Origin of the sequence: Cryobacterium sp. SO2, from assembly GCF_026151165.2 — a bacterium.
Taxonomy (GTDB): Bacteria; Actinomycetota; Actinomycetes; order Actinomycetales; family Microbacteriaceae; genus Cryobacterium.
In genome coordinates this window covers 3,561,806-3,585,888 of the sequence record NZ_CP117849.1, presented here as the reverse complement: position 1 = coordinate 3,585,888, position 24,083 = coordinate 3,561,806, and the positions used below count along the sequence as shown (strand labels likewise).

At 69.7% G+C, this 24,083-nt stretch carries 25 protein-coding genes; 6 read left to right on the top strand and 19 right to left on the bottom strand.

Translation table 11 applies throughout. The features are described 5' to 3' along the window. Positions 1-19 precede the first annotated feature (19 nt). The 6 genes from BJQ94_RS16870 to BJQ94_RS16845 are packed head-to-tail and all read right to left on the bottom strand — an operon-like array spanning position 20 to position 5,087. Positions 20-880, bottom strand: coding sequence for a MurR/RpiR family transcriptional regulator (locus BJQ94_RS16870; RefSeq protein WP_265399715.1), 861 nt, complete (start codon positions 878-880; stop codon positions 20-22). Then, complete coding sequence (phnE, locus tag BJQ94_RS16865; protein WP_265399716.1) at positions 864-1,715, bottom strand: phosphonate ABC transporter, permease protein PhnE; 852 nt, start codon at positions 1,713-1,715, stop codon at positions 864-866. Before phnE (BJQ94_RS16865) ends, BJQ94_RS16870 begins: the two co-directional genes overlap by 17 nt. Next, complete coding sequence (phnE, locus tag BJQ94_RS16860) at positions 1,712-2,515, bottom strand: phosphonate ABC transporter, permease protein PhnE (protein WP_265399717.1); 804 nt, start codon at positions 2,513-2,515, stop codon at positions 1,712-1,714. The genes phnE (BJQ94_RS16865) and phnE (BJQ94_RS16860) overlap by 4 nt, the downstream gene beginning before the upstream one ends. After that, positions 2,515-3,336, bottom strand: coding sequence for a phosphonate ABC transporter ATP-binding protein (phnC, locus tag BJQ94_RS16855; protein ID WP_265399718.1), 822 nt, complete (start codon positions 3,334-3,336; stop codon positions 2,515-2,517). Before phnC ends, phnE (BJQ94_RS16860) begins: the two co-directional genes overlap by 1 nt. A 3-nt stretch (positions 3,337-3,339) precedes the next feature. Next, complete coding sequence (phnD, locus tag BJQ94_RS16850) at positions 3,340-4,311, bottom strand: phosphate/phosphite/phosphonate ABC transporter substrate-binding protein (RefSeq protein WP_265399754.1); 972 nt, start codon at positions 4,309-4,311, stop codon at positions 3,340-3,342. After that, positions 4,311-5,087: a hydrolase gene (locus tag BJQ94_RS16845; RefSeq protein WP_265399719.1), complete on the bottom strand. Its 777-nt coding sequence runs from the start codon at positions 5,085-5,087 to the stop codon at positions 4,311-4,313. The genes phnD and BJQ94_RS16845 overlap by 1 nt, the downstream gene beginning before the upstream one ends. Positions 5,088-5,228: 141 nt before the next feature. Between BJQ94_RS16845 and BJQ94_RS16840 the strand changes: the two genes are divergently transcribed. Further along, positions 5,229-5,888, top strand: a complete 660-nt coding sequence (locus tag BJQ94_RS16840; RefSeq protein ID WP_265399720.1) for an amino acid deaminase — start codon at positions 5,229-5,231, stop codon at positions 5,886-5,888. Between the two features lie 245 nt (positions 5,889-6,133). Here the strand turns inward: BJQ94_RS16840 and purL are convergent, their stop codons facing one another. The 8 genes from purL to kynA form a co-directional block, all read right to left on the bottom strand. Continuing rightward, the gene (gene purL / locus BJQ94_RS16835) at positions 6,134-8,440 is read right to left on the bottom strand and encodes a phosphoribosylformylglycinamidine synthase subunit PurL (RefSeq protein ID WP_265399721.1); all 2,307 of its coding nucleotides are present in this window, start codon (positions 8,438-8,440) and stop codon (positions 6,134-6,136) included. A gap of 268 nt (positions 8,441-8,708) precedes the next feature. Further along, complete coding sequence (locus tag BJQ94_RS16830) at positions 8,709-9,251, bottom strand: DUF3817 domain-containing protein (RefSeq protein WP_275875519.1); 543 nt, start codon at positions 9,249-9,251, stop codon at positions 8,709-8,711. 27 nt (positions 9,252-9,278) lie between these two features. Then, positions 9,279-9,749 carry a DUF1003 domain-containing protein gene (locus BJQ94_RS16825; protein WP_345893455.1) on the bottom strand — a complete coding sequence of 157 codons (471 nt, stop codon included), beginning with the start codon at positions 9,747-9,749 and terminating at the stop codon, positions 9,279-9,281. Between the two features lie 131 nt (positions 9,750-9,880). Further along, the gene (gene purQ, locus BJQ94_RS16820; RefSeq protein WP_265399723.1) at positions 9,881-10,579 is read right to left on the bottom strand and encodes a phosphoribosylformylglycinamidine synthase subunit PurQ; all 699 of its coding nucleotides are present in this window, start codon (positions 10,577-10,579) and stop codon (positions 9,881-9,883) included. Then, the gene (purS, locus tag BJQ94_RS16815) at positions 10,579-10,845 is read right to left on the bottom strand and encodes a phosphoribosylformylglycinamidine synthase subunit PurS (protein WP_265399724.1); all 267 of its coding nucleotides are present in this window, start codon (positions 10,843-10,845) and stop codon (positions 10,579-10,581) included. Before purS ends, purQ begins: the two co-directional genes overlap by 1 nt. Positions 10,846-10,885: 40 nt before the next feature. Continuing rightward, entirely contained in the window at positions 10,886-12,205 is a 1,320-nt protein-coding gene (locus BJQ94_RS16810; RefSeq protein WP_265399725.1) for an aminotransferase class V-fold PLP-dependent enzyme, read from the bottom strand. Further along, the gene (locus BJQ94_RS16805) at positions 12,202-13,191 is read right to left on the bottom strand and encodes an amidohydrolase family protein (protein ID WP_265399726.1); all 990 of its coding nucleotides are present in this window, start codon (positions 13,189-13,191) and stop codon (positions 12,202-12,204) included. The genes BJQ94_RS16810 and BJQ94_RS16805 overlap by 4 nt, the downstream gene beginning before the upstream one ends. Then, positions 13,188-14,036 carry a tryptophan 2,3-dioxygenase gene (gene kynA / locus BJQ94_RS16800; RefSeq protein ID WP_265399727.1) on the bottom strand — a complete coding sequence of 283 codons (849 nt, stop codon included), beginning with the start codon at positions 14,034-14,036 and terminating at the stop codon, positions 13,188-13,190. The genes BJQ94_RS16805 and kynA overlap by 4 nt, the downstream gene beginning before the upstream one ends. A 198-nt stretch (positions 14,037-14,234) precedes the next feature. On the opposite strand from kynA, the gene BJQ94_RS16795 reads away from it, so the two are divergent. Further along, entirely contained in the window at positions 14,235-14,936 is a 702-nt protein-coding gene (locus BJQ94_RS16795; RefSeq protein WP_265399728.1) for a TetR/AcrR family transcriptional regulator, read from the top strand. A gap of 19 nt (positions 14,937-14,955) precedes the next feature. Here the strand turns inward: BJQ94_RS16795 and BJQ94_RS16790 are convergent, their stop codons facing one another. From BJQ94_RS16790 to purD, 4 genes are all read right to left on the bottom strand, one after another. Beyond that, positions 14,956-15,783, bottom strand: coding sequence for a VOC family protein (locus BJQ94_RS16790; RefSeq protein WP_265399756.1), 828 nt, complete (start codon positions 15,781-15,783; stop codon positions 14,956-14,958). 38 nt (positions 15,784-15,821) lie between these two features. Then, entirely contained in the window at positions 15,822-16,670 is an 849-nt protein-coding gene (locus tag BJQ94_RS16785; RefSeq protein ID WP_265399729.1) for an alpha/beta hydrolase, read from the bottom strand. 108 nt (positions 16,671-16,778) lie between these two features. Next, complete coding sequence (locus BJQ94_RS16780) at positions 16,779-17,717, bottom strand: phosphoribosylaminoimidazolesuccinocarboxamide synthase (RefSeq protein ID WP_265399730.1); 939 nt, start codon at positions 17,715-17,717, stop codon at positions 16,779-16,781. Positions 17,718-17,811: 94 nt separating this feature from the next. After that, complete coding sequence (gene purD, locus BJQ94_RS16775; RefSeq protein WP_265399731.1) at positions 17,812-19,080, bottom strand: phosphoribosylamine--glycine ligase; 1,269 nt, start codon at positions 19,078-19,080, stop codon at positions 17,812-17,814. 122 nt (positions 19,081-19,202) lie between these two features. Here purD and BJQ94_RS16770 point away from each other — a divergent pair, with 122 nt between their 5' ends. Then, on the top strand, positions 19,203-19,565 hold the full coding sequence (locus BJQ94_RS16770) for a sterol carrier family protein (protein ID WP_265399732.1): 363 nt from the start codon (positions 19,203-19,205) through the stop codon (positions 19,563-19,565). Between the two features lie 104 nt (positions 19,566-19,669). Here BJQ94_RS16770 and BJQ94_RS16765 read toward each other — a convergent pair whose 3' ends face one another. After that, positions 19,670-20,629, bottom strand: coding sequence for a ribokinase (locus BJQ94_RS16765; protein ID WP_265399733.1), 960 nt, complete (start codon positions 20,627-20,629; stop codon positions 19,670-19,672). Between the two features lie 218 nt (positions 20,630-20,847). Here BJQ94_RS16765 and BJQ94_RS16760 point away from each other — a divergent pair, with 218 nt between their 5' ends. The 3 genes from BJQ94_RS16760 to purM are packed head-to-tail and all read left to right on the top strand — an operon-like array spanning position 20,848 to position 24,017. After that, positions 20,848-21,312, top strand: a complete 465-nt coding sequence (locus tag BJQ94_RS16760) for a hypothetical protein (protein ID WP_265399734.1) — start codon at positions 20,848-20,850, stop codon at positions 21,310-21,312. A gap of 15 nt (positions 21,313-21,327) precedes the next feature. Further along, a complete protein-coding gene (gene purF / locus BJQ94_RS16755; RefSeq protein ID WP_265399735.1) occupies positions 21,328-22,917 on the top strand; it encodes an amidophosphoribosyltransferase in 1,590 nt (529 codons plus the stop codon). Continuing rightward, positions 22,914-24,017 carry a phosphoribosylformylglycinamidine cyclo-ligase gene (purM, locus tag BJQ94_RS16750; protein WP_265399736.1) on the top strand — a complete coding sequence of 368 codons (1,104 nt, stop codon included), beginning with the start codon at positions 22,914-22,916 and terminating at the stop codon, positions 24,015-24,017. Before purF ends, purM begins: the two co-directional genes overlap by 4 nt. Positions 24,018-24,083: the final 66 nt, after the last annotated feature.

Below are 24,083 nucleotides of genomic sequence, written 5' to 3'. Positions count from 1 at the left end.
CGCCCCGGTGGCGACCCTCCTACTCGCTGAGGTTGTCGCTGAGTATCTCGAGCACGGCCGAGCGGGTGGTGCGGGCATGCTCACCGAGCCGGGCGGCGACGACATCGACCAGAGCTTCGATCAGGATCACGTGCGGCACCCGCGAGGTGTGCTCCAGTTCGTGCCGGAAGGTGCCGCCCGCCGGAGCCACGACCAGGCTGATGTCGGCCAAGCTCACCAGCGGCGATGTCGCGAAAGAGGTGATGACCACCACTGCGGCGCCGGTCTGCCGGGCGGCTCGGGCGGCCTTGAGGCTGGCCTCGCTCGCTCCGCTGCCGCTGATGATCAGTACCGCATCCGCTGCCGTCAGCTGTCGGGCGGCGATCTGCTGCCCGATCGGATCTGCCACGAACTCGGTGGGCCGACCGATCGCGGTCAGCCGCATGCCCACGTCTAGAGCGAGCGGCGACGACAGCCCGCTGGCCAACGCCAGTAACCTGCCGGCGCCCACGATGGCGCCCACGGCCTGCTCGACGGCATCCTCGCTGAGCACGCTGGCGATGCGCGGTAGCGTCGCGGCCAGCGCGTCGATATCAGCACGGATGGCACCCAGCGCGGACTCGCCGTAGTCGCGTTCGCTCACCAGCGTCTGAGCGAGCTCCCGGGTGAGGGCCACCCGCAACTGGGCAAACCCGCGGTAGCCCAGCTTCTGGCAGGTGCGAATGACGCTCGACCGGGCCACGCCGGCTCGGTCGGAGAGATCCTGGGCGGTCATCTCGACCACTCCCTCCGCGTCGTCGAGGATCAACGCGACCACGCTGACCTCGCTCGGCTGCAGGGAGTTCCGCACCGTGGCGATGCGAGTCGTCACGGTTGCGTCGTCGTTACCGGTCCAGTTCACGTACGGATGCTCCCTCGGTAATGCGGCGGCGCAGGGCCCCTGACACGGCGTCGATGCTCATCGTCACGACGACCACCACGAGCAGCAGCATCCCCACCGTCGACCACTCACGATACTGAGTGTACGAGGTGAGCATGTCGCCGATGCCGCCGACACCGATCAGGCCCAGAATCGCGGATGCCCGCACGTTGATCTCGAACCTGTACAGCCAGAACGAGACGAAGTCGGGCATCGCCTGCGGCCAGACCCCCCAGCGGATGACCTCGGGTGTCGACCCGCCCGCCGCCCGCACTGCTTCGATCGGGCCGGGGTCGACACCCTCGATGGCCTCATAGCCCCACTTGCCCAGCGTGCCGACGCTGTTGACCGCCAGGGCGAGCGCCCCGGTGAGCGGGGTGAGGCCGGTCACCGAGAGAATGGCGATGGCGATGATGATCTCCGGCACCGCCCGGATGACCGAGAACAGCAACCGCAGCGCACCGCGGGCCGGTGCCGGGGCGAAGCCTCGCGCGGCAAGAAAGCTGAGCGGCAGCGAGATCACCAGGCCGATCACAGTTCCCACCCAGGCCATCTCCACCGACCGCCAGGTCTGCAACAGGGCCTCGCCGATCTTGTCCCAGTTGGGAGTGGCGAACATCAGCCAGAGGTAGCGAACGATCTCGCCCGGCAGGCTGCCGAGCCTGGCCCAGTTGATGTCGACCGACCAGAAGGCGATGATCACGATCACCGTGACCACGATGGTGGCCGTCAGCCGGCGCCACGAGCTCGGTTTGGCTGGAAGCACCAGCGCGGGCCGGCCCCGGGTGGCGGGCGGGATGGGGGTGATGGTGGTCATACCAGCCTCCGTCGAATAGCGGCGCTGACCGAGTCGATGACGACGACGACCACGAGGATCTCGAGGATGATCAGGGACAACTGGTCGTAGCGGTAGAAGGTGCGCACGGCGTCGATGAGCAGGCCGAGCCCGCCCGCGCCCACGAGGCCGAGCACTGTGGAGGCGCGCACGTTGAGTTCGAGCACATACAGGGTCTGGTTCACGAACGCCGGCCAGGCATCCGTCAGTGCGATCGCGCGGTTGATCTGCAGCTGGGTACCGCCGGCGGCACGCCCGGCCTCGAGCGGGCCTGCGTCGTTCACCTCGATCGACTCCGACACCATCTTCACGATGATGCCCACGTTGAACAGCACCAGCGCGATGATGCCGGGCAGCGCGCCCACCCCCACCATCGCCACCAGCACGGATGCGTAGAGCAGGTCGGGAATGGACCGCACCGCGTTCAGCACCGTCTTGAGCACGCCGCGGGTGTACCGGTTCGGATTGGTCAGCCGGGCCGCCCAGAGGCTGAGCGGCAGCGACACGAGAGCCCCCACGAAGGTGGCGATCACCGCCATCTGCAGAGTCTCCACCAGCGGTGGGATGGTGCGGGGAAGGAACGACCAGTCCGGCTGGAGTAGTGCGAGCACCTTGTCGGCACCGTTCTGCCAGTTCTTCACGATCGCGTTGAAACTGAAAGAGATGCCCCACTGCGGACTCAGCGTGACCGCTGTGATCACCAGTACCACCGCCAGGCCCAGCCAGGGTTTCCAGCGTCCGCGCGGCTTCGGCGGCAGAACGAACGGTGCCAGCGTGCTCATCAGCCGAGCACATCCTCGTGTTGGATGGACCGGCCATAGATGGTCTCGAACACGGCGTCACTCGCGGTGGCCGCCGGGCCGTCGTAGACGACCTCGCCGGCGCGCAGCCCGATCAGCCGGGTGCCGTAGGTGCGGGCCAGGTCGAGCAGGTGCAGGTTGGTGAGCACGGTGATGCCCAGCTCCTGGTTGATCCGGCGCAGGTCCCGCATCACCCCGTGCGCGGTGGGTGGGTCGAGGCTGGCCACGGGCTCGTCGGCGAGCACCAGCTTGGGCTGTTGCGCCAGGGCGCGGGCGATGGCCACGCGCTGCTGTTGCCCGCCGGAGAGAGTGGAGGCCCTGTCATATGCCTTGTCGAGAATGCCGACGCTGTGCAGTGCCTCGTATGCGATCTGTTTGTCCCCGGCCCGGCACAGGCCGAGCAGGGTGCGCCAGGTGGGTGTGTGGGCGAGTCGGCCCACCAGAACATTGTTCAGCACGCTGGCCCGGCGGGCCAGGTTGAAGCCCTGGAAGATCATGCCGATCTCGCCGCGCAGCTGGCGCAGCTCGCGGCCGCGGGCGGTCTCGAGGTGGCGCCCGCCCACTTCGAGGGTGCCTGAGCTGATCGGCACGAGACCGTTGATCGTGCGGATCAGGCTGCTTTTGCCCGAACCGGAGAGCCCGACGACCGAGACCATTTCGCCGGCATCGATGTTGAGGGACACGCCCTTCAGCGCGACGACCCCGTTGGGGTAGCGCACGGTGACGTCACGCATCCGGATCGACCACGGCGCGGCGGCCGGGGTCTGTACCCCGGCCGCCGCGATGTCGTGAAGGTCAGTCATCGGTTACTGCAGGCCCAGCTTCGTGGCCGCGTCGGCGACGACGGAGAGCGTCGACGGGTCGGCGGGCGCGAGCTTGGTGATGGAGTAGATCGACGTGAGCACGGCCGAGCCCTCTTCGGTGCTGGAGTAGTCGGCCAGGGCGGTGGTGATCTTGTCCTGCAATTCGGGCGAGAGGCTCTTGGTGAGCGCCACGCCGTCGTTGGGGATCTCGTCGGTCAGCGCGAAAACCACGACCTTCTGGCCCACGTCGGGCTTGTCCTTGGCCACGATGTCGCGGGCATCCCAGAAGCTGAAGCCGACCTCGGCGTCGCCGTTGTAGACGGCGAGCACGGATGCGTCGTTGGCGGTGACCGGGATCTGCTCGATGTCGGAGTCGGTGTCCAGGCCCGCGTTCTTCAGCGCGAGGATCGGGTAGATGTAGCCGGCGGGGGAACCCGGGCCGAGCACGGCCACCTTGGCACCCTTCACCTTCTCGATCGAGTCCAGACCGGCCGGGCCGGCGAGGGCGTCCGCGCCGTTGCAGAACAGCTTGCCGTCCCGCTCCACCGGGGTGTCGTCGCAGTACTTGTCCGGGTTGTTGGTCATGAACTGCGCCGGATAGGTGATGTTGCCGTTGCGTTCGGTCTGCAGCACGACGGATGCGCCGTACATATCGCTGGCCTGCCAGAGCTGCAGCGACGGCAGGAAACCGATCTGAGCCTGGTCGGCGCCCATGGCCTCGACGGCCGCCTGGTAGTCCTTGGAGACGACGCCCGTGACGGGGATGCCCAGGGCCTCGGTCAGCATGTCGGTGAGCGGCTTGGCGGTGTCGACGAGGCCGGCCTGGTCCTGCGAGGGCACCAGGGCCAGGGTCAACGACTCCGGGTCGGCCGCCGGCGTGGGCGTGCCGTCCGCTGCGGAGCTGGTGGCGCAGCCGGTGAGGGCGAGGGCGGCGAAGGACGCCGCGGCAACGAAGGAGAGTGCTTTCTTGGTGATCACTGGTCAGCCTTTTCTGTGGTGAGAGCGGTGGTGAAAGTGGGAACAAGCGAGGTGGTGCCTGGAGCGGGAGGTGTGGCGGAATCGAGCCAGTCCCGCAGAGCCGGATACAGCTCGTGCAGGTGGTCGGCCCGGTAAGTCGGGGTGGCGGTGGGAGGGGACAGGACGCCGACGAGGGCGGTAGTGGCACCGAGACGGTGGGCGGGAACGAGGTCGTTCTGCCAGACATCGCCGATGCTGGCGAGGTTGGCCGAGGTCGCTCCGATGGGCAGCAGGGCGAGGAGGCTGTCCAACAGCGGGCCGAAGCCGTCCGGCTTGCCCACGGAGGTGTGCACGGCGTCGAAAGCCCCGGCCAGGCCGAGCGCTGCGAGGGCTTCCCCGAGGCGGATGGCGGGAGCATTGGTGGCCAGCACCAGGTGAGCGACCGGGCGAGCCTCGGCCAGGAAGTCAGCGAGGCCGGCGGGCGAGGTCACCGGGGCGGCGTTGGTCGCAAGCTCCTGCCGGCTGGCCAGGTAGGCCGCGCTGCGGGCGCTCGCGGTCACGTCGTACTGCTCCGCCAGCAGGCGCACCAGGTCGTACCCGTCGATCGGCCGCTCGTCCCATCCGGTCACCGAGGATGTCGCGGAGATGCCGGTTTCGAAGCGGCCGAGGAACTCGATGGCAGCGGCGGTGGGCAGAGCACCGGCGATGAAACGCGCGTAGGAGCGAATCGGCCCGTGTCCGAGGGAGACGGTCCCATCGAAGTCAAAGACCAACACCCGTTCGCGAGAAGGCACGCTCACTCATTCCTGTTCCGACGCCCCTCATGGACGCATGGTTCATGTTAGGAGTGCTTCGTGGACGGAATGACCGCGTCAGGTGAACAGCATGTAAACCTTCCGTCGTGACCGTTTGGCGGAGGTGCTTAACATGGGCAGATGATGTTCGAGCAGATCGCCCGTGACGCCGCCGCCGGCCGCTTCGACGACTGGGCGTTGTCCACAGTGATCGACGAGAATGTCCAGTCGCCGGTGATCTCCAAGTCCGAGTTCTTCAGGTTGCATGCGGCGGCGGGCATCGCGGTGACTTGGCCGATCGGCAACGCCGGTCTGCTGCACGTCTACGGGTATCTGCTCTCGAGGGTGGTCACGCCCTTCGGTCTCAAGGGCGATCGGTGGCGAAATGGCGAGCTGGCCGGCCAGTTGGGTCTGGCGCCCACGGAGTTCCTGCTCGACGCGGCGGATGCGGCCGGCGAAACTGTGCTGCAGCGGGTCACGGCTGCGGCGCTGCCACACCTGGCGAATCCAGCGGGTGCCCACGGCGACGTTCTGGTATTCGACGACGAGGTTTCCGGTGAGACCACGTTCTTCCGCACCACGGTGGTGAGCACACCCGGCCGATCCGGGGCGGCTCTGGTTTACGGTGTGCACGACGGAGGCCGGATGCGCGTGGTCACGGTCTTTCCACTGGCCAACCCATCCCCGGTGTCGCTCGACGCCCTCGCGGCTGAACCACCACGGATGCGCTACAACGCCGCCCTAGCGGCGCACCCGCCGCGCACTCCGCTGCGTCGTCGCCCGGGGCTTGCCGCGCGCTGAGGGCCGGGTAGCGAGCGCCGCCGAGCAGAACCACTTCGTGAAGGGCCCACCCTCCGCACACGCTGCTGTCCTGCGAAAGCGGGCGTGTGGTCGCTTCGGCAGCACCGAAGCAACCGTTCCCCCGCTTTCGCGGATACGACCACTCGCGAGAGCGGCCGTGTGGTTGCTTCAGCTACGCCGAGGCAGCCACTTGGCCGCTTTCGCGGATGATGCCGCTCGCGAGCGCGCGAGCGAACGGCGCGGGGTTACGCGAACGCGGCCGGCAGCGTGCTGCGGTGACGCGACTGCAGTTCGGTCAGCGGCACCGTGAAGTAGTCCTGGATCTCCAGAACCGGGGCGGTCGCATCCGTCACGCCGATGCGCAGCACCGGGTAGTCGCGGCCTTCGCAGAGGCCCAAGAACTTGACGTCGTCCTCGCGCGGCACCGAGACCAGCACGCGGCCGGTCGACTCCGAGAACAGGGCCACGGATGCGTCGACGCCGTCGCGCTCGAGGATGTCGCCGAGCCAGACCCGGGCGCCCACACCGAACCGGAGCACGGCCTCGGCGAGGGCCTGCGCGAGCCCGCCCGTGGAGAGGTCGTGCGCGCTGTCGATGAGCGCCTCGATCGACGCGGCGTGCAGCAGGCCGGCCAGGTCGGCTTCACGGCCGAGGTCGACCACGGGCGGCACGCCGCCGAGGTGGTCGTGCACCACGGCGCTCCACGCGGAGCCGTCGAGCTCTTCGCGGGTGATGCCGAGCAGGTAGATGTTGTGTCCGTCGTCCTGCCACCCACTGGGCACGCGGCGGGCCACGTCGTCGATCACGCCGAGCACGGCCACGACCGGGGTCGGGTGGATCGGCTGGTCGCCGGTCTGGTTGTAGAACGACACGTTGCCGCCCGTGACCGGGATCTCCAGCTCGAGGCAGCCATCCGCGAGGCCCTCAACGGCCTGGGAGAACTGCCACATGACCTCGGGGTTCTCCGGGGAGCCGAAGTTGAGGCAGTCGCTGATGCCCACCGGCACGGCGCCGGTGACGGCCACGTTGCGGTACGCCTCGGCCAGGGCCAGCTGGGCGCCGCGGTACGGGTCGAGCTGGCAGTAGCGGCCGTTCGCGTCGGTGGCGATGACGAAGCCGAGGCCGGACTCCTCGTCGATGCGGATCATGCCGGCGTCGTCGGGGAAGGAGAGGGCGGTGTTGCCCATCACGTAGCGGTCGTACTGGTCGGTGATCCAACTCGGGTCGGCCAGGTTGGGCGAGCCGAGCAGCGCGAGGAACTGCTCCTGCAGCGTCGCGGCATCCGTCGCCCGGGGCAGGGCGGAGGCGGTGTCGGCCTGCAGCGCGTCGATCCAGGTGGGGTAGGCCACCGGGCGGTCGTAGACCGGGCCGTCGACGGCGACGGTGCGCGGGTCGACGTTGACGATCTCTTCACCGTGGAAGTCGATGATCAGGCGTCCGGAGTCGGTGACCTCGCCGAGCACGCTGGTCTCCACGTCCCACTTCTCCACCACGGCGAGGAAGCCGGCGAGCTTCTCCGGCGTGACGACGGCCATCATGCGTTCCTGGCTCTCGCTCATCAGGATCTCTTCGGCGGTGAGCGACGGGTCGCGCAGCAGCACCTTCTCCAGCTGGATGTACATGCCGCCGTCGCCGTTGGAGGCCAGCTCGCTGGTGGCGCAGGAGATACCCGCGGCGCCCAGGTCCTGGATGCCCTCGACGAGCTTCTCGCGGTACAGCTCGAGGCAGCACTCGATGAGCACCTTCTCGGCGAACGGGTCGCCCACCTGCACGGCGGGGCGTTTGGTCGGGCCGCCCTCGCTGAAGGTGTCGGAGGCCAGAATGGATGCGCCGCCGATGCCGTCGCCGCCGGTGCGGGCGCCGAAGAGCACTACCTTGTTGCCGGCACCGGAGGCGTTGGCCAGGTGCAGGTCCTCGTGGCGCAGCACGCCGACGGACAGCGCGTTGACCAGCGGGTTGCCCTGGTAGACGGAGTCGAACCAGGTCTCGCCGCCGATGTTGGGCAGGCCCAGGCAGTTGCCGTAGAAGCTGATGCCGGAGACCACGCCGTGCACGACCCGGGCGGTGTCGGGGTCGTTGATGTCGCCGAAGCGGAGGGCGTCCATCACGGCGACGGGGCGGGCGCCCATCGAGATGATGTCGCGCACGATGCCGCCCACGCCGGTCGCGGCACCCTGGAACGGTTCGATGTAGGAGGGGTGGTTGTGCGACTCGATCTTGAAGGTGACGGCCCAGCCCTCGCCCACGTCGAGCACGCCGGCGTTCTCGCCCATGCCCACCATCAGGTTCTTCTTCATGGCGGGGGAGACCTTGTCGCCGAACTGGCGCAGGTACTTCTTCGAGCTCTTGTAGGAGCAGTGCTCGCTCCACATGACGGAGTACATCGCGAGTTCACCGCTCGTGGGCCGGCGGCCCAGGATGGTGCGGATCTCGGCGTACTCGCCATCCGTCAGCCCGAGGGCGCCGTACGGCTGCTCCTTCTCGGGAGTGGCGATGGCATTGGTCACGGTGTCAGCGACGCCGCGGGAGGATGTGTTGGAAACAGCGGTCACGAGTGGCGTTCTCCCAGAGATAGCGGATGCTTGACCGGGCAAGTCTACCCGGCGGCCCCGCACTCCGGCGGCGATCCCGCTGCCGCCACTGGGCCCCCGAAGAACCTGACTGGCCCACTTTCGCTAGTTGAACCAGCTGCCGCACTAGCAAAAGTGGGCCAGTCTCGGCGTGCTCCTCGGGGCGAACGATATGGCTGGCCCATTTTCGCTAGCGGACGGGGGTCCCGCACTAGCAGAAACGGGCCAGTCACGAGACGGGGCGGAGCGCTCAGGCGCCGCCGCCGGGCGGGCCCATCACGAGCAGGGTCGTGAAGACGGCGACCAGGCCCACCACCAGCACGGATGCGAGCAGCACCGGCCGCGCGAGCCCGAACCGCAGCAGCCGGCTCACCAGCGTGTGATCGCGGGGGTCGTCCGTGGCCACACGGCGCCAGCCGCCGTCGAGCAGGTCGCGGCGCTCGAGCCAGCGGTCGAACGGGATCGTGGCATAGGGCACCACGGCGGTGGCCACGGCAACGAGCATCAGCCGGGGCCGCCAGTGCTGGTTCACGCCCACGAGCACCGCGGTGATCCCATAGGCCAGGAACACCAGCCCGTGCACGAAGCCGCCCACCCGCACGGCGCCGTGACCGAACTCGCCGGGCGCGAACACGTACTTGAGCAGCATCCCCACGATCAGGATGGTCCAGGTGACGGACTCGGCGATGGCGAGGGTGCGGTAGAGCAAACGGGGTGGCACGGGGAACAACTCCTGGACGTGGTCGGCGGGCAGGTCAGCTTCCAGCCTGTCAGGCCCTCCTGGGCGGAGCATCCGTCGAAGGATGGAACCCGGCGCGCGCTACCGGTGCGGAGCCGGCTGCAGGGCGTCGGGTGCGTCCGGCACCCCCGGGGTGAGCCGGGCCATGATCTCCCGCAGTTCCTCGATCATCACCACCTGGTGCCGGTTGATCTCCAGCAGCGCCTCGAGGTCGGCCTTCGACGACGTGTCGGTGTCGAAGTCGTGCTGGGCGAGGGCGGCGGCGATCGCATCCTGGCGTTTCGCGGCGATGAGCAGGATCGCGCCCTGCAACCCGGCCAGCATGCTGAGGAACAGGTTGAGCAGGATGAAGGGGTACGGGTCCCACCCGGTTGTGACCGAGTTGGCGATCGCCCAGAGCACCATGACGAGCACGAATCCGCCGACAAAACGCCAGCTGCCCATGAAGTTGCGCATGCCGTCGGCGGCCCGCTCGCCGGTGCTGAGCGAGTCGGTGTGGGTCTGGTGCCACGTGCGCGGTGTGGGGCGCTCGGCGGGCCGGGATGTTGTCATGCTGCAGTGTACGTTCGCGGGCTGAGGCTGGGCCGAGCAGCCCCGAACGCCGACGTGCCCCTTGACGGACGAATTGCCCCGGCATACCGGGGCAACTCGTCCGAAACCGGGCAACTCGGCCCGGGGAAAACCTACGCGTTGACCAGCGAACGCTCGATCACCGAGGTGAAGAACGCAAGCCCGTCGATGCCGCTGCGCATGGCGGCAGCGGTGTCGGGGCCGAAGCCGGGCTCAACGGCGTGCTCGGGGTGCGGCATCAGGCCCACGACGTTGCCACGCTCGTTGGTGACGCCGGCGATGTCGTTGAGCGAGCCGTTCGGGTTCACGTCGAGGTAGCGGGCGATGACGCGGCCTTCACCCTCGAGGCGGGCCAGGGTCTCGGTCGAGGCGATGAAGCCGCCCTCGCCGTTCTTCAGCGGGATGGTGATCTCCTGGTTGGCGGTGAAACCGTTCGTCCAGTCGGTCGAGCTGTTCTCGATGCGCAGGCGCTGGTCGCGGCAGATGAACGCACCGGCCTCGTTGCGGATGAGCCCGCCCTCGAGCAGGTGCGCCTCGGTGAGCATCTGGAAGCCGTTGCAGATGCCGAGCACGGGCATCCCCTTGTTGGCGGCGTCGATGACCTCGGCCATGATCGGCGAGAGGCTGGCGATGGCGCCGCAGCGCAGGTAGTCGCCGTAGCTGAACCCGCCGGGCAGCACGATCGCGTCGACGCCGTGCAGGTCGTGCTCGCCGTGCCAGAGGGCCACCGGGGTGGCGCCGGCCAGGCGGATGGCGCGCTGGGCGTCGCGGTCGTCGAGCGAGCCCGGGAAGGTGACGACGCCGATGCGCATCAGCGGGTTTCCCCGGCGGCCTCGAGCACGAAGATGCCAGTGACATCTTCGATCACGGAGTTGGAGAGAACGGTGTCGGCGAGTTCCTGCACCTCGGCGAGCAGCGCGGCGTCCGCGGGGCCCTCGACGGTGAGTTCGAACCGCTTGCCGACGCGCACGCCGGTGATCTCGGTCTTACCGAGGCGGCGGAGGGCGCCGGCGACGGCCTTGCCCTGGGGATCGAGCAGTTCTGCCTTGGGCATAACTTCTACGACGATGGTTGGCATGGCTCACTCCGTAAGACGTCGGGGGCGGATGCTGACGATTCTACAGGCCCGCAGCCGGGGCGAGTCCGGCCTGGCCGAGCAGGATGCCGCGCAGCACGTCGCGTACGGCCGCGACACCCTCGTAGGTCTCCACGAAGCTCGTGCTCAGCGGTGACAGCCCGATCCGCAGGCCCTCCGGCGCGCGGAAGTCGGGGATCACGTCGTGCTCCCAGAGGATCCGGGTGACCTGCCGCATGGCCGGGTGGTTCACGGTGAGGTGGCCGCCGCGGTGGGTGTGCTCGCGCGGGGAGGCCACGGTGACGCCGAGCGGAACCAGCCAAGCATCCACCAGCTCGAGCGCGAACTCGGTGAGCGCCACCGACTTGGCACGCACCTGGTCGATGCCCACTTCGTCGATCATGGCGATGGTGTCCTGCATGGCGAGCATGCCCACGATCGCTGGGGTTCCGCTCAAAAACCTGCGGATGCCCGCGGCCGGCACGTACTCCGGCCCCATCGCGAACACGTCCGCGGCGCCCATCCAGCCCTGGATCGGCTGGGAGAGGTCGGGCTGCAGCTCCGCGCGCACGTAGCCGAACGCGGGGGCGCCCGGGCCGCCGTTGAGGTACTTGTAACTGCAGCCGACGGCGAGGTCGACGCCGTCGAGGTCGAGGTTCACCGGAACCGATCCGGCCGAGTGGCAGAGGTCCCAGAGCGCCAGCGCGCCGGCCTCGTGCACCGCGGCGGTGATCGCGGGCACGTCGGCGAGGAAGCCGGAACGGTAGGCCACGTGGCTGAGCACCACGAGCGCGGTCTGCGGGCCCACGACGGCGCGCACCTGGTCGACGGTGACGCCGCCGGTGGTGCTCGATTCGATCCAGCGCAGGGTGAGGCCGCGTTCGGCGGCGATGCCGGCGAGCACGTAGCGGTCGGTGGGGAAGTTGTCGGTGTCGAGCACGATCTCACTGCGAGCCGGCAGGGAGTCCACGGCGGCGCGGGCGAGCTTGTAGAGGGTGACGGTGGTGGAATCGCCGATGTACACCTGCCCGGGAGCGGCGCCGAGCGCGGCCCGGCCGAGGGCGTCGCCGATGGTCAGCGGCAGCTGCATCCACTCGTCGTCCCAGCCGCGGATCAGCCGGGTGCCCCAGGCGGTGCCGAGGAATCCGGTGATGCGCTCCACGCTGGCGATGGTGGGTCGGCCGAGGGAATTGCCGTCGAGGTAGACGATCGACGGCGCCTCAGGGCCGGCCTCCGCTGAGGTCTCGTCGAGGCCGACGAACCGGCGCCGGTAGTGGCCGAGGCCGTCGATGCGGTCCATCCGCCGCGCGAAGGCGAGGTGGGCGTCGAGGCCGTCGGCAACGCTGCTGTCGTGCTGGGTCATGATCTGAGGTCCTCGGGGTCGGGCCGGGTGAGTGAGTGGGCGGGCAGTACGTGCGCGGGCAGTGCTGTGGCGGGCAATATTTGGGCGGAGAGCAGCCAGTCGGTGAAGCCGGCCAGGTCGTGCGGGTCGGTGGGCCTGTCACCGGATATAACGGTAACCCCGTGCGGCCCGGTGGGGCGGATGCCCGTCGCGGGCGTCGCGGGCGCCGGCCCGGCCGGATAGCCGGGCACGTCGGCCGTGAGCGCGGCGAGCACGTCGTCGGGGGAGAGCCCGCAGGCTAGCAGGGCCTCGATCTCGCGCCGGTTGAGCCCCACCGGCAGCGGACCGTTGCCCAGGTCGGTGCCGTAGAGCACGCGGCCGCCCACGGCGTGGAACCGCGCCAGGTTGTCGCTCGCGACGTGGAAGGCCGCGGTGGAGCGCCCCCAGCCGTGGATGTCCAGGGTGCTGATCCAGGTCAGTCGGCCGGCCATGGCGCCCAACAACTCGGCCGGCAGGGCCTCGCTGAACGGGGTGTGCGCGAGCAGGTCCACCCCAGCGGTGAACGCGGCCGCGGCCTGGCCGGCGCCCTCGGTGTGGGCGGCGACGGGCAGCATCCGCTCGTGCGCCGCCGCCACGATGGCGGCGAGGGTGTCGGCGGCGAGCACGGGACCGGCCGCGGAGTTGAGCGTCACCTTGATCACGGATGCGCCGGCCGCGGCCTGCCGGTCCACGGCGTCGGCCGCCTCCGCCGGCGACCCGACCGCACAGGCGCTGCCGTCCGGCGCCCAGGCCTGCCGGCTGGGGTACCCGCCTGGTGCGCCGAGGAACTGGCCGGCAAAGTGCGCCTCCGGGAAGCTCGCCGAGGAACCGGCCGCAGAAACGGAGGCTCCGGTCGGCGTCCAACCGCCGAGGTCCAGCACCCGGCCGATGCCGCCGGCCGCGAGGGCGGCCGGGTCGATCAGCGCGAGGTGCACATGCGCGTCGAGGAACGCGGGCAGCACCGTCATCGGCCCACCTCGGTGCGCACGGCGAACAGTTCGGGGAAGAAGGTGAGGTCGAGCGCCTTCTGCAGGAATCCGGCACCGCTGGACCCGCCGGTGCCCGGCTTCATGCCGATGATGCGCTGCACGGTCTTGAGGTGCCGGAACCGCCAGAGCTGGAAGTTGTCCTCGAGGTCGACGAGTTCCTCGCAGGCCTCGTAGACGTTCCAGTTCTCGGTCTCGTTCTCGTATATGCCACGGAAGGTATGCACGAGCTCGGGGTGCAGCACCCAGGCCTCGGTCACGTCCCGCTCGAGCACCTCAGCCGGGATGGCGAAGCCCTGCCGGTGCAGGTAGCGCAGGAACTCGTCGTAGATGCTCGGCGCCTGGTAGACCTCGGTGAGCAGGGCGAGCGCCGCGGGGTCGTCGGCGAAGACCTGGAGCATGCGCGGATGCTTGTTTCCGAGCACGAACTCCACGGCCCGGTACTGGTAGGACTGGAACCCGGAGGAGCTACCGAGGAAATCCCGGAACTGGGCGTATTCGGTGGGGGTGAGGGTGGCGAGCACCGACCACTGCTCGGTGAGGGTGCGCTGGATGTGCTTGACCCTGGCGATGCCCTTGAGGGCAGGCGGCAGGCGATCCGCCCGCAGGTGCTCCGCGGCGGAGCGCAGCTCGTGCAGCACGAGCTTGAGCCAGAGCTCCGTGGTCTGGTGCTGGATGATGAAGAGCAATTCGTCATGGTGCTCCGGGGCGCTCACGGGGTTCTGCGCCGAGAGCAGGGTGCTCAGGTCCAGGTAGCCGCCGTAGCTCATCCGCTCCCGAAAGTCGGTGACGATCGATGCTTCGAGATCGCGGGTGTTGTTCTCCATCGGCGGGATTCCTTTCCGGCGGGGCGCTCGTCGCGCCTCGAACCGTTCCTGAATTGTGCGGGCTGGCGGGGCGGGCGCGCAACACCGCCCGCCCGCGGCGGCCCGACACGCCAGGGCCTCCGACAGTCTCGCCCGGCCTGAGCAGCCGAGGAGGCCTCCCTCCGCGGGCTCGGAGAAAGGGGATCTAGAATCAACCCCATGACTACCTCTGCACGGCCTCCGCAGGACGCGTCCCAACCGCGCCGCCGAGATGCTCGGCAGAATCGCGAACGACTCATCGACGAGGCCCGCAGCCTGATCGCCGAGCACGGTGTCGACGCGTCCCTCGAGGAGATCGCCCGCCGTGCCGACGTGGGGGTGGCCACCCTCTACCGCAACTTCCCCACCCGCGACGACCTGGTGCGCGCCCTGTACGACATCGCCCTGGCCGAGCTGTTCGCCGTGCGCGGCGAGATCGAAGCGGCGCCGACCGCCTGGGCTGGTGTGGTGCTCTACACCGAACGCCTCGCCGAATGGCTGGTCGCCGATCCGTCGCTGCCGCCCATTCTCAAACGGATGGCGACCATCGATCCCACGGCACGCCCGTCGGTGGAGTTCGAGAGCTTCATCGCATCCCTCGTGCTGCAGGCCAAGAAAGACGGCGATCTGCGTCCAGACGTCGACTCGATGGACCTGGCCGTGCTCGTCACCATGATCGGGTCGCTGGGCACCCTCGGCGGCGGGTACACCGGCCAGTGGCGCCGGCAGCTCTCCCTTGTACTCGACGGGCTGCGGATGCCGGAGAAGACCCGGCCCAAACTGCCGGGGCGTCCCCTCAGTGTCAAGGAGTTCCAGGCCACGGTGCACGGCCTCACCCGGCGTGCCAAGCGCGCCGCACGCGGCTCCCGTTCCGCCGGCTGACCGGCCGGCAGCCTCGCGCTTACGCCGTGCGTACCCGGATCTGGTTCGCCCAGGGGTCGTCGAAGCCCAGCGTCTGGCCGTCGTGGCGCGTCTGCACGCCGCAGTGGGCCATCCGCTCGCCGAGCTGGCCGAGGTCGTCGGCGCCGGGCAGCACGATCTCCACCTGGCCGAGACCCAGGGCCAGGCGACGCCGGCCAGAGCCTGCGCTGTTCCAGGTGTTCATGGCCATGTGGTGGTGGTAGCCGCCGGCCGACACGAACAGGGCCGAGTCGCCCAATTCGGCGGTGGATTCGAAGCCGAGCCGGTTCACGTAGAACTCCCGCGCGGTGGCGACGTCGCCCACTGACAGGTGCACATGGCCGACCACGGCGTTGCCCGCCGACGGGTTGCTCAGGCCCTGGTCGGTGAGGTGCTCGGTGATGAAGGCGTTGGGGTCCACGTACAGGGTGGCCATCTCGATCTGGCCGTGCTTCCAGCTCCACTGGGAGCGGTCGCGGTCCCAGTACAGCTCGATGCCGTTGCCCTCGGGGTCGGTGAAGTAGAACGCCTGGCTCACCAGGTGGTCAGCGCTGCCGGTGAAGGTGCCCGGGTGCTTGGTGGCCACCGAGTACACCGCCGCGGCGAGCTGTGCCTGGGTGTCGAAGAGGATCGCGGTGTGGAACAGCCCGGCGGCGCGCGGTTCGGCGGCGGCCAGTTCGGGGGCGTGCTGCAGGATCACGATCGGCGTGGTGCCCCGGCCGAGCACGGCCACCGGACCGTCGTGGCTGAGCAGCGTCAGGGTCACCGCGTCGCGGTAGTAGGCGATCATGCCGTCGAGGTCGCCCACGCGCAGAGTCACCGCGCCCATTCCGGTGTCGGCGGCGAGCAGTTCAGAAGTTGATCGAGTCACGCCTGGGTCAACGGATGCGCCGAGGCGGCTATTCCCGCGGCCCACACCCCGATCAGGTCGATCGCCCGCCCGAAGCCGGGGTCATGCGGCCGGTTGAGGAACGCGTGAACGGTGCCGGGCAGCACGTGGTACTCCACCGGAACGGCGGCAGCCGTCAGTTCGCGGGCGAACTGCTCGCCGGAGGCGCGCATGGAGTCACTCTCGGCATCCAGCAGGAGCGCCGGCGGAAACGCGTGCAGCGGATGCCCGCCCGGGAACGCGAACGGTTCGGCCAGAGCGGCCGCGGTGCCGGCATAGTTGCGGTTCGTCAGGTTCAGCAGCGTGGGGAGATGGGTGTACTTGCGTCGGCCGCGCAGGCGCCCGAGCACCTCGAGGGAGCGCGGCGGCAGGCTGGCGTGGAAGAAACCGTACGCGAGGAACACCCCGCAGATCGGCGGAGCTCCGTCGGCGGCCAGCCGCAGCACAGCCCCGGCCGCCAGGCAGGCGCCCGCGCTGGCACCGCCGAGGATCACCCCGTCCGGGTACTCCAGCTGAACGGCTCGCAGCACCGCCACCACGTCGTCGACCGGCACCGGGTAGCGGATCCCGCGTCGCCCCAGTCCGGGCCCGACGGTGGCCAGCCGGTAGTCCACCGTGACGACCGGGAAGCCGGCCGCGGCCAGGGCGCGGGCCACCTCGTGGGTTTCGGGCAGGTCGAGGTCGCCCTTGAAGAACCCACCGCCGTGCACCCAGACGATCGGCGGCCGCGCGGTGGTCCCGGTCGGCGCATACCGGCGCACGGGTACGGGGCCGTGCGGTCCGTCGACGGTGGCGTCGATCGGGCCTGAGGCGGTCTCTCGGGTCATCCCGCCAGACTAGGGGTCGTTCGCCGAGATGCCCTCTCACGGACGAGTTGCCCCGGTGTAGCGGGGCAACTCGTCCGCAGCGGGGCAACTCGGCGAACGCCGACTCGGCTAGGCGGCGGTGAGCCGGCCGAGCAGCTCGCGGTAGCGGGCCGCGGTCTGCTCCACGATCTCGGCCGGTAGTTCCGGCGGGGTGCCGGTCTGGTCCCAGTGAGCGGAGAGCCAGTCGCGCACGATCTGCTTGTCGAAGCTCGCCATGCGCTCGGCCGGGGTGCTGCCGGCCAGCCAGCGGGCGGCATCCCAGTAGCGGCTGGAGTCGCTCGTGAGCACCTCGTCGCCGAGGGTGAGCAGACCCGTGGCGCGGTCGGCGCCGAACTCGAACTTGGTGTCGGCCAGGATCACGCCGTGCGTCTCGGCGATGACCGATGCGCGCCGGAAGATCTCGAGCGAGGCGTCGCGGAGCGCCGCGGCGACATCCGGGCCCACCAGCTCCACGGTGCGCTCGAACGAGATGTTCTCGTCGTGCTCGCCCATCGGCGCTTTCCACGCCGGCGTGTAGATCGGTTCGGGCAGCCTGTCGCCGTTCTGCAGGCCGTCGGGCAGCGGGATGCCGCAGACGGTCTGGCTGGCGACGTATTCGAGCCAGCCGGAGCCGGTGAGGTAGCCGCGCACGACGCACTCGATCGGGTACATGTCCAGGGTCTTGCAGAGCATCGCCCGGCCGGCGACGGCAGCGGGGATCACGCTGGCCGCGTCGACACCGTGGTCCGGCACGAGGTGATTGGGGATGTCGGTGAGCTGGTCGAACCACCACAGGCTCAGGGTGGTGAGCAGTTCGCCCTTGCCGGGGATGCCCGGTTCGAGCACGTGGTCGAACGCGCTCACCCGGTCGCTGGCCACCACGAGCACGCGCTCGGCATCGGCCAGGCTGGTGGCGCCGACCGGAACGTAGAGGTCGCGCACCTTGCCGGAGTACTCGTGCCGCCAGCCGTCCAGCTGCAGCGTCGTCGGGTTGAACGAGGGAGCGAGGTTCTTGTCGTCGAAAGTCACCCGCTCATTCTCCCATTCCCGCGAGCCGTGAGCTAAGCCCCGAAAAATCGCCCCGGAAGGGGCTCTTCTCACGGTTCGCGCGCTCGTTCGCGCGCTAGCTCGCGACCTTGGCGGCGATGTCGCCTCGGTGCTGGGAGCCCTCCAGGCCGATCAGGGCCACGGCCTCATAGGCACGCGTGCGGGCCTCGGTGAAGTCGGCGCCCACGGCCACGACGCTGAGAACCCGTCCGCCGGTGGCCACGAGCGCGGAGCCCTCGAGGGCGGTCGCGGCGTGCGCGATGGTCACTCCGGTCACCTGGGCGGCCTCGGCCAGCCCGGTGATCGGGCGGCCCGTCACCGGCGTCTCCGGGTAGTTCTCGCTGGCGATCACCACGGTCACCGCGGCGTCGGTCGAGAACTCCGGGCGGGCCAGCCCGGCCAGTTCGCCGGTGGAGGCTGCCAGCAGCAGGCCGGACAGCGGGGTCACGAGCCGCGGCAGCACCACCTGGGTCTCGGGGTCGCCGAAGCGCGCGTTGAATTCGATCACGCGGATGCCGGCATCCGTGAGAATCAGCCCGCAGTAGAGCAGCCCGATGAACGGGGTGTCCTCGTCGGCGAGCTGCCGCACGGTGGGCAGGGCGATGGTCTCGATGACCTCGTCCACGAACGCGGTCTCGCTGCCGAAGCCGGCGTCGAGCCAGGGCAGCGGCGAGTAGGCGCCCATGCCGCCGGTGTTGGGGCCCTCGTCGTTGTCGGCGAGGCGCTTGTAGTCCTGGGCGGGGGAGAGCGGCAGCACGTTGTGGCCGTCACTGAGCAGGAAGAGGGAAACCTCCTGGCCGTCGAGGAACTCCTCGATGAGCACGGCGCCGTGCTGCAGCCAGCGCACGGCGTGCGCGAGGGCGTCGTCGCGGTCGGTGGTCACGAGCACGCCCTTGCCGGCGGCCAGACCGTCGGCCTTGACCACGTAGGGGGCGCCGTACTCGTCGAGCGCGCCCTGCGCCTCGGCGAGGTTGCCGGCCCGCACGGCCCGGCCGGTGGGCACACCGGCGTCGTCCATGATGCGCTTGGCGAAGGTCTTGCTGCCCTCGAGGGCGGCGGCGGCCTGGCCCGGGCCGAACACCGGGATGCCGCGGGAGCGCAGGGCGTCGGCGACGCCGGCCACCAGCGGGGCCTCTGGGCCCACCACGACGAGGTCGATGTTGTGCTCCTGGGCGAAGTTCGTCACGACGTCGGAGTCGGTGGGATCCAGGTCCACGACGGGCACATCCGCGGCGATGCCGGCGTTGCCGGGGGCGGCGATCACATAGGGCCGCGGCTCCTCTCGCAGGAGGGCAGTGACGATGGCGTGCTCGCGGGCGCCGGAACCGAGGACCAGTATTCTCACCGGAACAGGCTACCCGCCGAACGCGGTCACGCGCATCCACCACCGACACCGCACGTCACGCCCACGCCCGCGAGAGGGCAGCCAGAGCGACGCGCGCGCTCGCGGGAGGGCAGACTGGAGGCATGGCACGAGCGAGAATCGACGACGGATTGGGCCGCACCGCGGTGAGGGCCTACCAGGCCGACGAGGCGGGTGCGAGCCGCGACACCCAGGCGCTCGCCGTGCGGTACACCCTGCAGCTGCTGGCCGAGCAGGCCGAGGGCAACACCGTCGAGGTGCGCGTGCCGCCGTTCGGCGCCACCCAGTGCATCGCCGGACCCCGGCACACCCGCGGCACCCCGCCCAACGTGGTCGAGACGGATGTCGCGACCTGGCTGGGCCTGGCCACCGGCGCCCTCGCCTGGGCCGACGGCATCAACTCCGGGCGCATCCACGCCTCCGGTCAGCGCGCCGACCTCAGCGCAGAGCTTCCCCTCTTCCCCTAGTCGCACCCGCCGCAACTGTGCCCCGTGCGGACAAATGGTCCCGGCGCACCGGGTGCAGTTGTCCGAAGTGGCAACAGTTGCGACGCGGCAGCGGCCGCGGCTGCTCAGGCCAGGACGGCGGCGACGTCGGCCAACGACGGCATCGAGCTCGTGGCACCGGCCCGCGTCACCGAGATCGACGACGCCACGGTGGCCCACCGCACGGCGTCGATCATCCGTTCGTCGGTGATCCCAGCCGCAATCCCGGCGGCAGACGCCGTACCCGGTAGGTCTCCGGCAGCCAGCCGGGCCACCAGGGCGCCCACGAAGGTGTCGCCGGCCGCGGTGGTGTCCACCGCGGTCACCGGCCGGGCGGGCGCCAGGCCCAACACCGTGCCGTCATAGGCGACGATGCAACCCTCGGCGCCGAGCGTCACGATCGCCCAGGTGCGGCCGGAGCTGAGCACCTCGGCGGCGCGCGCCGGATCGCTCTCGCCGGTGAGCTCGGCGGCCTCGATCTGGTTGGGCACGACGAGGTCGACCGAGGCCAGGAAGCCATCGGGCAACGGCACCACCGGGGCGGGGGTGAGTACCGTGAAGACACCGCTCGCCCGGGCGATGGTGATGCCCGCGGCGAGGGCCGGCACCGGCAGCTCGCACTGCATCACCAGGAAGGACGCCTGGCGGATGGTCGCTTCCTGCGCCGAGGTGAGCTGGGTCACTGTCGCGTTCGCACCGGACACCACGACGATCGAGTTCTCGCCGGAGTCCACGACGGAGATGTGCGCGGTGCCGGTCGGCGCCGCCACCTCGGCCAGGCCGGCCGCGCCGATCCCTTCGCCGGCCACGAGGTGCCGCAGCTCGCGGCCGTACGTGTCGTCGCCGATCGCTCCGATGAACTCCACGGAGCCGCCCTGCCGGGCCGCAGCCACCGCCTGGTTGAGCCCCTTGCCGCCAGGCACGGTGCTGAAGTCGGTGCCGAACATCGTTTCGCCCGGCTTCGGCAGCCGGGGCTGCCGCACCACGAGGTCCATATTGGCGCTGCCGAGCACGGCGATCCGGTTGCTGCTGCTGAAATCGTTCACCGGCCCAGTCTGGCGGATGCCGCGGCTGCGCACCCGAAAATGTGACCGCCGGCCAGCACTACGGACGCCGATTCGCGGGCACCGCGCCGCTCCGCGGGTGGCGTGCCACCCGCGCACCGGCGCCTACCCCGCGTATCGCAACCCAGCGACAAGAATCCGGATGCCGCCCTCGCTCACGCGCAGGGCGGCATCCGGTTGGGCCGTGCGACAATAGAACCGTGAGCTCTGCAGAACAGCACGGTGACGCCGAGACGCGAGCGTCCGGCAGTGTCCCGCCAGCCGCGGATCCGGCCGGCCAGGTCGGTGTCGCCGCCGGAACCCCGGTGCCCGTCGAACCCACCGAGACCGTCGTCTCGGAGGAGACCTTGGTCGTGCGCCGCTCGCCCAAGTACATCAACTTCATGATCGTCGGCGGCGTCGTTGGTGCGATCCTGGCGTTGCTGCTCACCGTGCTCTTCCCCCGCAATGCCGAGTTCGACCCGGCACAGGTCTTCGGTTTCCTGCTGCTGGGCGGGGTCACGGTCGGCATCGCCCTCAGCTGTCTCGTGGCCATCGTGCTCGATCGATTCGTGGGGCGCTCGGTGAGCACCGTCGTCGTCGATAGACTTGACGCGAACATCACACGCGCCTTCGAGGCTCCGGATCCTGGATCCGACCCCCAACCTTCCAACGAGAATTCTTAGTAAAGGGGCTGCGCCTTGGCCGGTGGCGACGGACGTCTGAATCATGATCTTCTTCCTGGCGAGAAGGGTCCACAGGATGCCTGCGGAGTCTTCGGAGTCTGGGCTCCGGGCGAAGAGGTAGCCAAGCTCAGCTACTTCGGGCTGTACGCCCTGCAGCACCGCGGCCAGGAATCGGCGGGTATCGCCACGAGCGACGGCTCGAAGATCCTCATCTACAAAGACATGGGCCTGGTTTCCCAGGTCTTCAACGAGGCCTCGCTGAGCACGCTGCTCGGCCACCTCGCGGTGGGGCACACCCGCTACTCAACCACCGGGTCATCGAGCTGGCAGAACGCCCAGCCCACCCTCGGCCGTACCGCCGGCGGCACCGTGGCCCTCGGCCACAACGGCAACCTCACCAACACCGCCGAGCTGCTCGAGCTGGTGCGCGAGCGCTACCCCAAGGTCGACGGAGAACTCGCCCGCGGCAACACCACCGACACCGCCGTGATCACCGCCCTGCTCACCGGCGACCTCGACCACACCCTCGAAGCCACCGCCATGGAGGTGCTCCCGCGTCTGCGCGGCGCCTTCTGCCTGGTCTTTATGGACGAGACCACCCTCTACGCCGCCCGCGACCCGCAGGGCGTGCGCCCGCTGGTGCTCGGCCGCCTCGAGCGCGGCTGGGTCGTCGCCTCCGAGACCGCCGCCCTCGACATCGTCGGCGCCAGCTTCGTGCGCGAGGTCGAACCCGGCGAGCTCATCACCATCGACGAAGACGGCCTGCGCACCCAGCGCTTCGCCGAGGTCAAGCGCGCCGGATGCGTGTTCGAGTACGTCTACCTGGCCCGGCCCGACACCACCATCGCCGGCCGTGGCGTGCACGAGGCCCGGGTCGAAATGGGCCGTCAGCTCGCCGCCGAGTACCCCGTCGAAGCCGACCTCGTCATCCCCACCCCCGAGTCCGGCACGCCGGCGGCGATCGGCTACGCCCAGGCATCCGGCATCCCGTTCGGCCAGGGTCTGGTCAAGAACACCTATGTCGGCCGCACCTTCATCCAGCCCTCAGAGACCATCCGCCAGCGCGGTATCAAGCTCAAGCTCAACCCGCTCAAAGAGGTCATCAAGGGCAAGCGGCTGATCGTCGTCGACGACTCCATCGTGCGCGGCAACACCCAGCGCGCCCTGGTCAGTATGCTGCGCGAGGCCGGCGCGGCCGAGGTGCACGTGCGCATCTCCAGCCCGCCGATCACCTGGCCGTGTTTCTACGGCATCGACTTCGCCTCCCGCGCCGAACTGATCGCCACCGGCCTCGGCGTCGACGAGGTACGCCAGGCCATCGGCGCCGACTCGCTCGGCTACCTCTCGGAGGACGGCATGATCGCGTCTACCGAGCAGCCGCGCGAGAGCCTGTGCACAGCCTGCTTCACCGGCGTGTACCCGATCAAATTGCCCGAGTCCCAGCACCTGGGTAAGAATCTCCTCGAGCGCGACGTCTCCTCGAACGGCTGCGACCCCGGTCCAGACGCCGAGTTCGAGAGTGTGCTCACCCCTGACTCGGAGCGGGCCACCGTGCTCGTCGAACACAGTCAGGTCCCGTTCGGCGATCCCGGAAGACCAGAATGAGCAACGCAACGTACGCCGCAGCCGGAGTCGACACCCACGCGGGTGACCTCGCGGTGTCCCTGATGAAGTCGGCCGTCTCGGCCACCCACGGTCCGGAGGTGCTCGGCGGCTTCGGCGGCTTCGCCGGGCTGTACGACGTGTCGTTCCTCACGAACTACAAGCGCCCACTGCTGGCCACCTCCACGGATGGCGTGGGCACCAAGGTCGCTATCGCGCAGGCCATCGACAAGCACGACACCATCGGCCAAGACCTGGTGGGCATGGTCGTCGACGACATCATCGTCGTCGGTGCGCGCCCGCTGTTCATGACCGATTACATCGCCTGCGGCAAGGTCGTTCCCGAGCGCATCGCGTCGATCGTCGAGGGCATCGCCAAGGCCTGTGCGGCCACCGGCACCGCCCTCGTCGGCGGCGAGACCGCCGAACACCCCGGCCTGCTCGGCCCGGATGACTATGACGTGGCGGGTGCGGCGACCGGTGTGGTCGAGGCCGACCAGGTCCTCGGCGCCGAACGGGTGGTGTCAGGCGACGTCGTCATTGCGATGGCCTCCTCCGGCCTGCACTCCAATGGCTTCTCGCTTGTGCGGCACATCCTCGCCCAGAAGGGCATCGGTTACACCGACACTTCCGCCGAGCTCGGCGGCGTCGTCGGCGAGGCGCTCCTCGAACCGACCCGGCTGTACACCGGTCCGCTGCTCAGCGTTCTCGCCGACCCCGAACTGGCCGGCGTCGTGCACTCGCTCAGCCACGTCACCGGGGGCGGCATCGCCGCCAACCTGGCTCGCGTGCTGCCCGTCGGCAGCTGGGTCGAGGTCGACAGGTCCACCTGGTCGCCGGCCCCTGTCTTCCGGGTGCTCGGTGACATGGCGGGCACCACGCTGGAGAGCGCTGAGGGTACCTGGAACCTCGGCGTGGGCATGTTCGCCGTCGTCGCGGCGAACGCCGCGTCATCCGTCATCGCCCGCCTGAAGTCTGAAGGCATCCCCTCCTGGGTCGCCGGCCGAGTTTCGATGGCCACGCACGACCTCACCGGATTCGAGCAGGGCGCCAAGGGTGTCAATGGCGGCGCCGTGCGCCTGGTCGGCGCCTACGCGTCCTGACCCTCCCGTTGACGCCCTCCCGATGACTGGCCCACTTTCGCTAGTGCGCACCCCCGTGCGACTAGC

Bases quoted from the DNA above. Each gene is read 5' to 3' on its own strand.
- BJQ94_RS16825 (WP_345893455.1), bottom strand. From the start codon at position 9,749: ATGACAACATCCCGGCCCGCCGAGCGCCCCACACCGCGCACGTGGCAC.
- phnE (WP_265399716.1), bottom strand. From the start codon at position 1,715: ATGACCACCATCACCCCCATCCCGCCCGCCACCCGGGGCCGGCCCGCG.
- phnE (WP_265399717.1), bottom strand. From the start codon at position 2,515: ATGAGCACGCTGGCACCGTTCGTTCTGCCGCCGAAGCCGCGCGGACGC.
- phnC (WP_265399718.1), bottom strand. From the start codon at position 3,336: ATGACTGACCTTCACGACATCGCGGCGGCCGGGGTACAGACCCCGGCC.
- BJQ94_RS16790 (WP_265399756.1), bottom strand. From the start codon at position 15,783: ATGGGCGCGGTGACTCTGCGCGTGGGCGACCTCGACGGCATGATCGCC.
- BJQ94_RS16810 (WP_265399725.1), bottom strand. From the start codon at position 12,205: ATGACCCAGCACGACAGCAGCGTTGCCGACGGCCTCGACGCCCACCTC.
- BJQ94_RS16830 (WP_275875519.1), bottom strand. From the start codon at position 9,251: ATGCTCCGCCCAGGAGGGCCTGACAGGCTGGAAGCTGACCTGCCCGCC.
- purQ (WP_265399723.1), bottom strand. From the start codon at position 10,579: ATGCGCATCGGCGTCGTCACCTTCCCGGGCTCGCTCGACGACCGCGAC.
- BJQ94_RS16770 (WP_265399732.1), top strand. From the start codon at position 19,203: ATGGCACGAGCGAGAATCGACGACGGATTGGGCCGCACCGCGGTGAGG.
- BJQ94_RS16840 (WP_265399720.1), top strand. From the start codon at position 5,229: ATGATGTTCGAGCAGATCGCCCGTGACGCCGCCGCCGGCCGCTTCGAC.
- purS (WP_265399724.1), bottom strand. From the start codon at position 10,845: ATGCCAACCATCGTCGTAGAAGTTATGCCCAAGGCAGAACTGCTCGAT.
- purM (WP_265399736.1), top strand. From the start codon at position 22,914: ATGAGCAACGCAACGTACGCCGCAGCCGGAGTCGACACCCACGCGGGT.
- BJQ94_RS16795 (WP_265399728.1), top strand. From the start codon at position 14,235: ATGACTACCTCTGCACGGCCTCCGCAGGACGCGTCCCAACCGCGCCGC.
- kynA (WP_265399727.1), bottom strand. From the start codon at position 14,036: ATGGAGAACAACACCCGCGATCTCGAAGCATCGATCGTCACCGACTTT.
- BJQ94_RS16805 (WP_265399726.1), bottom strand. From the start codon at position 13,191: ATGACGGTGCTGCCCGCGTTCCTCGACGCGCATGTGCACCTCGCGCTG.
- BJQ94_RS16785 (WP_265399729.1), bottom strand. From the start codon at position 16,670: ATGACCCGAGAGACCGCCTCAGGCCCGATCGACGCCACCGTCGACGGA.